This window comes from Synergistetes bacterium HGW-Synergistetes-1 (assembly GCA_002839185.1).
Lineage (GTDB): Bacteria > Synergistota > Synergistia > Synergistales > Synergistaceae > Caenicola.
This window is the reverse complement of sequence record PGXO01000005.1, coordinates 287,186-296,785: the sequence shown is the minus strand read 5'-3', so window position 1 is coordinate 296,785 and position 9,600 is coordinate 287,186. Positions and strand designations below refer to the sequence as shown.

The window sequence follows — 9,600 nt, the reverse complement described above, 5'->3', positions numbered from 1 at the left end:
TAAAGGCGCGCTGGCGTTATTTCAGCCATATGGCCGCCATGAAAATGGAGGACTAGCAGTAAATGGAAAAAAATGAAGTAAAGCAGGAGATCAAGGATACCAAGGAAAATCAAGTTGATACTATCCTAGATTTTTGAGTAAATTTTTAACAGGTGCAATAAGATGCTTTTGAAATATAGGCTTGGTGCTGGTTTCAGAACCAAGCCTATATTGATGTAAAAGGGTTATCACCTTTTAAAAATAGAGAGTAAAGTCTAGTGAAAGTTTAGTCTATACTTTCCATTATTTAAATTTCATCAATAGTTATCTAACAGTCACCTGAGGCTTTCGAACAGCCCCTTCCCAGCAGAATAAGGCTTATTCCGCTGAAAACAAGGTTTATCCCAAGGATTATCCCGATAACTGCAGCTCCTGTGAAGAGGTTCTTCCACATCATTACTGAAAGAATGACTCCTAAAAGACCTGAAACAAGGATCCATATTGAGCCTTCTATTTCTCTTATCCTGAAGTATTCGATAATTTTTGTAACTCCGTCTGCCATAAAATATGCTGCGAGTATTATGCTCAGCGTCATCACGCCGGCCACCGGATGGATCAGGAAAATGAAACCTGCTGTCATAGCTGCCACTGCCATAATGGTCTCCTGCCAAGGTTTCCCGCCGTCACTGAATCCTCTGAAAGCGCTCCATCCCTGACTGAAAGCTACTGCTATCAAAAGAAGCCCTATTATTGTTTCCACTGCGAATGAGGCGAGCAGAGGCATTGTGAGAGAGATGAGGCCAAGAAGAAGCATAAGTGCCCCGATAAAATAAAATCTTCTCTTGTTCTTTTTGAGGTCTTCTTTGGAAAATTTTCCGGTAAAAAACATTTGTATCCCTCCGCTTTTATTTGTCCTTTGAATTTTTGCTTGTTAATCCCTTTACTTTGGCTACTATCCATGAAAATGACGCGGCGACCGCCACGATCGGCAGAAACAATATTCAGGGAGGGCATCCTCCACGGCGTTTTTTTAAAATCAAGACCAACACCTCCGGTGAGTTATATTGGCTCTATTCTCTCATATTCTGTCTGACAGTGAGTGGGGAGAATTACCGTATTATCTGTAATCATTTAATTTTACAGATCATTTGGGTAATTAGTTTATCAGATATATTCTCCGCCGGGGTAAATCCTTGGTCTCTCTTCTTTCCGAAGAACCCTTTCGGCACCTTTGTAAAGTGCTTCCAGTTCGTTCTCTCCGGGTATTATGACTATTGGAGCAAGAAATTTTATTTTTTTCTTAAGCATTTCCATCAGGCGGTCTGAGTGGGCCATGCCTCCCGTCAGTATCACAGCATCGATCTCACCGTCAAGCACCGTGCAGAGCTCTCCAATACCTTTCGCGATCTGATATACAAAAGCTTCCAGGATTATCCGAGCTTCCGGATCGTTTTCGGCCATTTTGAAGGCTTCCCTAATATCGCGCGTTCCCAGATAGGCCACAATACCCCATCCCGAAAGCAGTTTTTTCTTAAGTTCCTCCTTGGTGTACCTGCCGCTGAAGATTAGATCGACCAGTTCTCCGACGGGAAGCCCTCCGGCGCGTTCAGGCGAGAATGGGCCGTCAGCTTTTGCACCTACTACATCGACGATCTTGCCGCTGGAATGGGCTCCGATGGTTATGCCTGTTCCGAGATGCGCTACAACGAACCTGCAGTCCTCATATTTTTTCCCCAGATCAGCCGCAACTTTTCTTGCCACGGCTTTCTGGTTCAGCGCATGGACGAGGCTTGATCTTTTGATTTCAGGTGCTCCCGATATCCTTGCTACGTCAGTAAGTTCATCAACTGAGACAGGATCGACGATATATGCTTCGCAGCCTGACATATGTGCAAATTTTTCAGCTATGAACGCTCCGAGATTTGATGCGTGTTCCCCTCGTGGAGCATCTTTAAGGTAACCTGTCATCTCTTCTGTTACAAGATATGTCCCGCTGGGCATTGGAGCCAGTATACCCCCCCTTCCGACGACTGCGTCAAAGCTGTCCGGTTTGACACCGTTATCGATGAGGGTCCTTTTGATAAGGTCGAATCTATGTTCAAGCTGATCCAGAACACATTTATACTCTGAGATGATATCCTGATCGACAGGGATGTTTTCTTTCAGGATCTCATCTCCGTTTTCGTATACCGCTATCTTTGTTGAAGTCGATCCGGGGTTTACAGCGAGGATCCTGTACATGGCTACTTCATCCCTCCGGAAATGATACATGCAAGCGCCATGCTGAGGAATTTTGATTCAGGCGGGTCAGATCTTGAAACAAGGATTATAGGCACCATTGCTCCGAGCACCAGTCCGGCCATCTGTGCGTGGCAGTAATGGACGAGCGTTTTGCAGTGCACGTTGCCGCACTCTATGTTCGGTACCAGCGTGAGGTCCACCTTGCCCGCTATTTTGCTCTTGATACCTTTATGTTCGGCGAACTTTTGCGATGCTACAACATCGATAGCCATCGGCCCTTCTACTGTGCAGGAACAGGGAAGGTCGTCAAATTCGCCGTTTTCCCATGCTTTTACAAGGCCGTCAGCATCAACTGTTGACTGGACATGTGGATCGACTTTTTCGTTTGCGGCTATGCATGCAGCGTTTACGTGTTCGTAGCCAAGGGCGCTTATAGCTTCCAGCGCGTTTCTTAGTATCTGTTTTTTCTGGTCAAGGTTCGGTGCAACGTTGAATCCGCTGTCCGTGCAGAAAGAGAGGTGATTTTCCCCGGGTATCTCCATTATCGCAAGATGGGTGAGAAGGCGTCCTGTCCTGAGGCCGTTTTCCCTGTCCAGCACAGCTTTAAGAAAATCGGTAGTGTTGATCAGACCTTTCATCAGGGCGTCGCCCTTTCCTTCCCTTACGCACTGTACTGCGATCGCAGCGGCAGATGATAGGGACTCCGCGTGGATTATTTCCACTTTATCAGAGATCCCGGCCTCTTTTACCACCGGAAGGATCAGCTCACTGTCTCCTGTAAGTACAGCTCTTCCCAGGCCCCTCTTCATCGCGAGCCTTATTGCCTCAATACTGTCTGCATCTGCAGCAGCCAGAACAACCTTGCTTCCTGCAAGGCACCCGCTGCTGTTCATGATTTCAATGAACCTTTTAAACATAAACACACCCCCTTTACTCAACATTATAATATCTCAGGTCGGTTTTGCATTATAATAGACCGAATATTTCCACAAGGGGAATCTGAATGAAATTATTGAAGATAATTAAGAGGATGACGTTGCTCAAGGGCAAGGCAGATCTTGGCAGGGGCCCTGTACTCAGCACGCTCATTAAACTGTCGATCCCCTCTATAGCGATGGTGCTCTTCCATACTCTTTTCCATCTTGTAGATACGGTTTTTATCTCATGGCTGGGCGAGAGTCACATGGTCGCGATCTCTTATACATTTCCTGTCCAGATAGGAGTATTTGCTATCCTGGAGGGAGTGGGCAACGGAATGACGGCACTCTGCGGAAGGAGACTGGGAGAAGGGAACCTTGAAGAGGCAAGGAGTACGGCGCTTGCAGGAATGGGATTTGCATATATGCTCTGCCTCATCTGGATACCCTTTCTTTTTCCCTACACATCGAATATGTTTTTCAGGACCCTTGGCGCATCTGATGCAGAAATCCTGCGCCAGGCCTGGCTTTACAATATGTGGATACCTCCGACTTTTATACTGATAAGCTTTTCTTATGTTGTGAACTCCGTATTCAGATGCCAGGGAAACACAATGGTGCCACTAAAATATTTCCTTATCGCTAACGGGATAAATATTGTGCTCGATCCCATCTTCATATTCACTCTGGGATGGGGAATTACAGGAGCAGCAGCTGCAACCTTTGTTGGTAGGTTGGGCGGTACCCTTTATCTCATAAAAAAACTTAGGACAGAGAGCGACATTCAGGTCCCGTTCAAACCACGCATCAAACTTTTTATGATACCTCTATGGGGGAAGATTACAAAGATAGGGTTTCCTGTAGCTCTTTCAACCGCAAGCGTCGCACTTGGCATGGGCAGCGTAAACGGGATACTCTCAGGAACTTTCGGATCGAGGGCCGTTGCCGCCTGGATGGTTGGACTGCGTGTTGAGGACCTCGCATTCAACACCCTTTTGGGGATAAACGATGCGCTGGTGCCTTTTCTATCCTATAACTACGGCAAAAGAGACCTTCCCAGGATGAAAAAGGGGATCAGGTCAGCGCTGATCATCAGTGCTGTCATTACAGGGGGGCTGGGTATACTGGTATGCCTTTTCCCCTTTCCTGTGATAGCTCTCTTCAAGCCTACAGATGAGATAGCAAAGGTAGCTGTCCAGGCTATCAGGATAACGATCTCAGGTTATCCCATGGTTATATACAGTGTGATCTACAACGCTCTCTTTGTCGCAACAGGGCACTCATCTTTCGGTCTTATCACTCAGATATTTCGCTCATTGATCATCCGTGTACCTGCCGCACATTTCCTGTCAAAAATATTTTCCCTTGAAAACATATGGTGGTTTCAGCCAATATCTTTTTTTGGAGCAGCCCTGATGACATGGTTTTTTGCATGGGTGCTCCTAAAAAAATTAAAAAAAGATATGGTAGATTTTAAAGATACAACTCAGTAGACTGTGTTGGCTTGACTTTCTTTCATTTAATGCTATAAACATTCTGGTAGGAAGAGGATAGCCTCTTCCCAAAGAGAGAAGAGTCAGGCTGAAGATACGCGGAATAGAATAGACTAGGCATAGAATACTCTAAAATTATCAGGAGCCTGTCATTTCTATGGCAGGCTTCTTTTGTACATTAAGGAGGGCTTTAAATGACCAAAAGAGTCTGTATGGGAAACGAAGCGATAGCCCTCGGCGCTGCCAGGGCGGGAGTCAGTGTCGTCTCAGGTTATCCGGGTACTCCTTCGACAGAAATAATCGAGACGCTTCTGAATGAAAAGATACCCGGAATAGAAATCCAGTGGTCGACGAACGAAAAAACAGCTATGGAAGTTGCAGCCGGAGCTGCCTATGCAGGCGCGAGATCAATGGTCACGATGAAGCAGGTCGGATTGAACGTTGCTGCCGATCCGCTCATGAGCCTTTCTTACGTGGGTGTCGAGGGCGGCATGGTCGTAGTTGTTGCCGACGATCCGGGCCCGTGGTCTTCACAAACTGAGCAGGACACGAGACACTTCGCAAAATATGCGAATCTGCCTGTATTTGACCCGTCTTCTCCTGAAGAAGCCTATCAGATGGTTTCATCTGCATTCGACCTCTCTGAAGAATTTAAGCTCCCTGTATTTCTCAGGCCAACGACAAGGGTCTGTCATGCAAGCGCAACGGTGGATCTGGAGAATGATCCGGGTCCCAGGCCTGCCGCAGGTTTTGAAAAAAAACCGGACTGGATAATCTTCCCTGCCCTTTCCTATAGGAAACATGGCGAGCTGGAACAAAAGCAAAAGCTTATCTCTGATAAATTCAGCACGCTTCCCTTCAACAGGATCATCAAGGGAGGAAAGAAAGGTATCGCTGTTTCGGGGATATCCTACCTTTATGCAATGGAAGTCATAAAAGAATTTGATCTCGACCTGACGGTATTCAAGGTCGGTACACCATACCCACTTCCGCTAAGCCTTGCAGAGGAATTTTTGTCCTCGGTCAATCAGGTCATGGTGGTCGAAGAGCTCGATCCTGTGCTGGAGGAGCAGCTGCTTCTTGTATCAGCGGGGAAAAATGAGATATTTGGCAAAATGACAGGCGATATGCCATGCAACGGGGAGTACAGTTTTGAATCGATAAAAAATACACTGCTTAAGTTTGCGGGAGCAGAAATCGCAGACCCTGCAATGGTCGAAATCCCCAAACTTCCCGTGAGGCCGCCGGTGCTTTGTGCCGGATGTCCGCACAGGGCCTCTTTCTACGCTGCCAAAACAGCAGCCAAAAACTATGAAAAGACAGTATACTGCGGGGATATCGGCTGCTACACACTTGGAAACGCCGCACCCCTGAACACTGTGGATACCTGTCTATGCATGGGTGCCGGGATAACTATTGCCCAGGGGATCAAACTTGCCGAAAAAGGAACTAAGTGCATTGCATTCATCGGTGACTCGACATTTTTCCACACGGGAATCCCAGGGATCATCAACGCGGTCTATCAGAACACTGACATAACTATAGCAGTGCTGGACAACCATACCACTGCAATGACGGGCGGACAGCCTCATCCGGGGACCGGAAAGACCGCAATGGGCATGCCGGCAAAACCACTGGATATTGAAAAGATGCTGATGGCATGCGGTGTGGAGCACATATCGACAGTTGATCCCTTCAAATACGAAGAAATGGTCGATGCCTTCAATAATGCCCTTGAGCACAACGGGCCTTCAGCTGTGATAGCAAAGGCTCCCTGCATTGCCCTCATCAAACTACCCTTGACTGTACGCAGGGTCAACGAGGCGTGCATAGGGTGCCTGAAATGCATAAAACAGCTGGGATGTCCTGCAATGTCTGTCGGAAAAGACGGAAAGGTCGTAATTAACGAGTCGATATGCACAGACTGTTCTCTTTGTGTGAAGGTCTGTCCTGTCGGCGCGATAAAGAGGGTCGATCGAAATGTTTAGCAGTATAGTGATAGCAGGTGTGGGAGGCCAGGGGACACTGCTCGCTTCAAAGATACTTTCTGAAGCGGCACAGAGAAGAGGACTCTTCGTCCGGACTTCAGAGACGATCGGTATGGCACAGAGGGGTGGTTCCGTATCAAGCCACATCAGGATCGGATCTCAGGATGTATCGCCTGTGATCCCCCTTCGTCACGCTGATGTCCTGATAGGATTCGAACTTGCCGAGGCGGCAAGACAGCTTAATAGACTTAAGCCCAACGCGTCCGCGGTAGTGAACGTTGACTGCATAATCCCTACAAACGTTGCGCTCCGCCAGGGCGAGTATCATTGTGATGAATATCTCAGCGCGATCAAAAATAACATTGGCAGGGGGTTTTACATCAACGCTGCCCCCATGGCAATAGAGGCCGGGGATGCGAGGGCACTCAACATCGTCCTGCTTGGCTTTTCGGTCGGAGCTGGGATACTGCCTTTTGAAGAAGATGAGATCAGGGAAGCAATGGAGTGCTGCATAAAGCCCAAGCTTTTGGGGATCAACAGAAAAGCTTTCCTTATGGGAGCAGAGGCAGCCAGAAAACAGCTTTAAACTGAATCGTTATTATTTTTTCAGAAGATACAAACTTAAGAAATTAAGTAATCAGAAGAGCGGAGCTGAGAGTAATGAATGAATTGTCAATAATGAGCCAGTGTTTTGCCCAGGTGAGAAGAGTAGCTAAGTTCAGTCCGATGTATCTCGATAAGTACAGCGGTATCCCTGTTAACACCCTGATGACGAAAGACCAGTTTGAATCGCTGCCTTTCACAACTAAACAGGACCTCCGGGACGCATACCCCATGGGAATGCAGTGTGTCCCGAATGACCGGATAGTCAGGGTGCACTCTTCTTCGGGAACGACAGGCATACCGGTGATCCTCCCATACAGCAGCCAGGACCTTGAAGACTGGGCGGTCATGATGGAAAGATGCTATCAGTTCGCCGGAGTAACAAGGGAAGACAGGGTGCAGGTGACGCCGGGATTTGGCCTCTGGACTGCCGGTCTTGGCTTTCAGGCCGGAGCTGAACGCCTTGGAGCGATGGTCATTCCTACCGGAAGCGGAAACACTGACAGGCAGCTCCAGCTTATGAGGGACCTTGAAGCATCTGTACTCATAGGAACATCTTCATACGGGCTTCTTATTGCCGAAGAGGTCGACCGCAGGGAGATGCGGAGCGAGATCAAACTGAAAAAAGGTATTTTTGGATCTGAAAGATGGGGAGATAAGGTACGTGACCGCATTTACCAGAGCCTGGGCATTGAGTTCTTTGATATTTACGGGCTTACTGAAATATACGGTCCCGGCATAGCTATCGACTGTTCGGAACATACAGGGATGCACTATTTCAATGATTTCATCTACTGCGAAATAATTGACCCGGCAACAGGCAAGGTGCTTCCTGACGGAGAGCAGGGAGAGATCGTCATAACGACCTTCAGGAAAGAAGCTGCTCCGCTTATCCGCTACAGGACTCACGATATTTCGCGTATCATCCCGGGGACATGTCCGTGCGGTTCCCCATTCCCGAGGCTGGACAGGATAGTAGGGAGAAGCGACGACATGATCAAGGTCAAGGGAACAAACATATATCCGGCACAGGTAGAGGAAATACTAAGGAACATAGAAGGATTTTCCAGCGAGTACAGGATAATACTGGACAACGAAGACCTGAGGGACAGAATGATCGTCCAGGCAGAGTCCTTCGAAGGGGCTGACCGGGAAGAGCTTGAGAAGGAGCTGGAAAGAGCCTGTAAATCGGGGCTTGGAATAAAAATAATACCGGAAGTTATGAAGATAGGCGAACTCCCCAGGAGCGAGAAGAAGACCAAAAGGGTAATAGACAACAGGGGATAGTTCTCAATAAAGAAGATAATAAAATAAGAGCGGGCTGCGTGGTCATTTTTAGGGATGACCATGCAGTCCGCTCAACGTTTATTTAGAAAATTATCTTGCGCCGTCTATGCCTTCGTTGGAGAGTATGTCTGCTCTTTTGTTCTGTTCCCTTGGTATCCAGTGATAGGAGATGTTCATCCCGTCGGCCAGTTCCCAGGCCTGCTGCGCCAGAAGGCGCAGGTGGGGAAGGTTGATCTTCCATTGCCGTGAGACCTGGCTTACCACCAATTTGCTGTCCCCGAAGACCCTGAGCGATCTGACCCCGTGTTCTTTTGCTGCTTTGAGCAGGAGTATCAAGGCCATGTATTCGGCTTCGTTATTTGTTTTTTCCCCAAGAAAACGGGATGTTTCCCATACCACTTTTCCTTCGTCATTTATCATAAGAGCGCCGGCTCCTGCTTTTCCCGGATTGCCTCTTGAGGCTCCGTCAAAAAAACCTTCCATCAATATCCCTCTTCCACACTCAAATAGATGCGCTATACTCTATTATATACTGCATTGGGGGTATTGATATGGCTTCTGTAAAAAAGACTAACGCAGTCAGGATATTGGAAAACGCAAAGATACGGTTTGAGCTGATCGGGTACGAGGTTGATGAAAGCGCGCTCTCTGCGGAGGATGCGGCATTAAAGACCGGCGTGCCGGAGGAACAGACTTTCAAGACACTCTGCGCCAGAGGGGATAAGACAGGTGTAATGATGGTCTGTCTGCCTGCGGGCAGGGAACTCGACTTCAAGGCTCTCTCTTCTGCAAGCGGAAACAAGAGCACCGAACTTGTCCCACTAAAAGAGGTCCAGCCTCTTACAGGGTACGTAAGAGGCGGCTGTTCTCCACTGGGGACAAAAAAGAAATATCCTGTTTTTATAGATGAAAGCGCGCGCATGTTTGAATTTATTACTGTGAATGCAGGGCAGAGAGGGCTTCTCTTTAAACTGAAGCCTGACGATCTTATAGCTGCCACCGGAGCTAAAACAGCCGGCATCGTAAGATAATAAAAAAGAGCCGGTTAGGCATCCAAAGACAGGGCCGACCGGCTATTTCGTTTTTGACCTG

Annotated in this window: 9 protein-coding genes; 5 read left to right on the top strand and 4 right to left on the bottom strand. The window is 47.8% G+C overall.

Going from position 1 to position 9,600, the window contains the following annotated elements:
• Nucleotides 1-307 precede the first annotated feature (307 nt).
• From CVV54_06620 to CVV54_06610, 3 genes are all read right to left on the bottom strand, one after another.
• Entirely contained in the window at nt 308-868 is a 561-nt protein-coding gene (locus tag CVV54_06620) for a hypothetical protein (protein ID PKL04542.1), read from the bottom strand.
• Between the two features lie 275 nt (nt 869-1,143).
• Nucleotides 1,144-2,220, bottom strand: a complete 1,077-nt coding sequence (gene buk / locus CVV54_06615) for a butyrate kinase (GenBank protein ID PKL04541.1) — start codon at nt 2,218-2,220, stop codon at nt 1,144-1,146.
• Nucleotides 2,221-2,222: 2 nt separating this feature from the next.
• A complete protein-coding gene (locus tag CVV54_06610; GenBank protein PKL04540.1) occupies nt 2,223-3,137 on the bottom strand; it encodes a phosphate butyryltransferase in 915 nt (304 codons plus the stop codon).
• 86 nt (nt 3,138-3,223) lie between these two features.
• Between CVV54_06610 and CVV54_06605 the strand changes: the two genes are divergently transcribed.
• The 4 genes from CVV54_06605 to CVV54_06590 all read left to right on the top strand — a co-directional run bounded on the left by CVV54_06605 (nt 3,224) and on the right by CVV54_06590 (nt 8,508).
• Nucleotides 3,224-4,630, top strand: coding sequence for a hypothetical protein (locus CVV54_06605; GenBank protein ID PKL04539.1), 1,407 nt, complete (start codon nt 3,224-3,226; stop codon nt 4,628-4,630).
• Between the two features lie 194 nt (nt 4,631-4,824).
• Complete coding sequence (gene iorA, locus CVV54_06600; GenBank protein ID PKL04538.1) at nt 4,825-6,618, top strand: indolepyruvate ferredoxin oxidoreductase subunit alpha; 1,794 nt, start codon at nt 4,825-4,827, stop codon at nt 6,616-6,618.
• Entirely contained in the window at nt 6,611-7,204 is a 594-nt protein-coding gene (locus CVV54_06595; GenBank protein PKL04537.1) for a hypothetical protein, read from the top strand. The genes iorA and CVV54_06595 overlap by 8 nt, the downstream gene beginning before the upstream one ends.
• A gap of 74 nt (nt 7,205-7,278) precedes the next feature.
• A complete protein-coding gene (locus tag CVV54_06590) occupies nt 7,279-8,508 on the top strand; it encodes a phenylacetate--CoA ligase (protein ID PKL04536.1) in 1,230 nt (409 codons plus the stop codon).
• Between the two features lie 90 nt (nt 8,509-8,598).
• Here the strand turns inward: CVV54_06590 and CVV54_06585 are convergent, their stop codons facing one another.
• Nucleotides 8,599-8,994, bottom strand: coding sequence for a ribonuclease H (locus CVV54_06585; protein PKL04535.1), 396 nt, complete (start codon nt 8,992-8,994; stop codon nt 8,599-8,601).
• 65 nt (nt 8,995-9,059) lie between these two features.
• Here CVV54_06585 and CVV54_06580 point away from each other — a divergent pair, with 65 nt between their 5' ends.
• On the top strand, nt 9,060-9,539 hold the full coding sequence (locus tag CVV54_06580; GenBank protein PKL04534.1) for a Cys-tRNA(Pro) deacylase: 480 nt from the start codon (nt 9,060-9,062) through the stop codon (nt 9,537-9,539).
• The last annotated feature ends 61 nt before the right edge of the window (nt 9,540-9,600 follow it).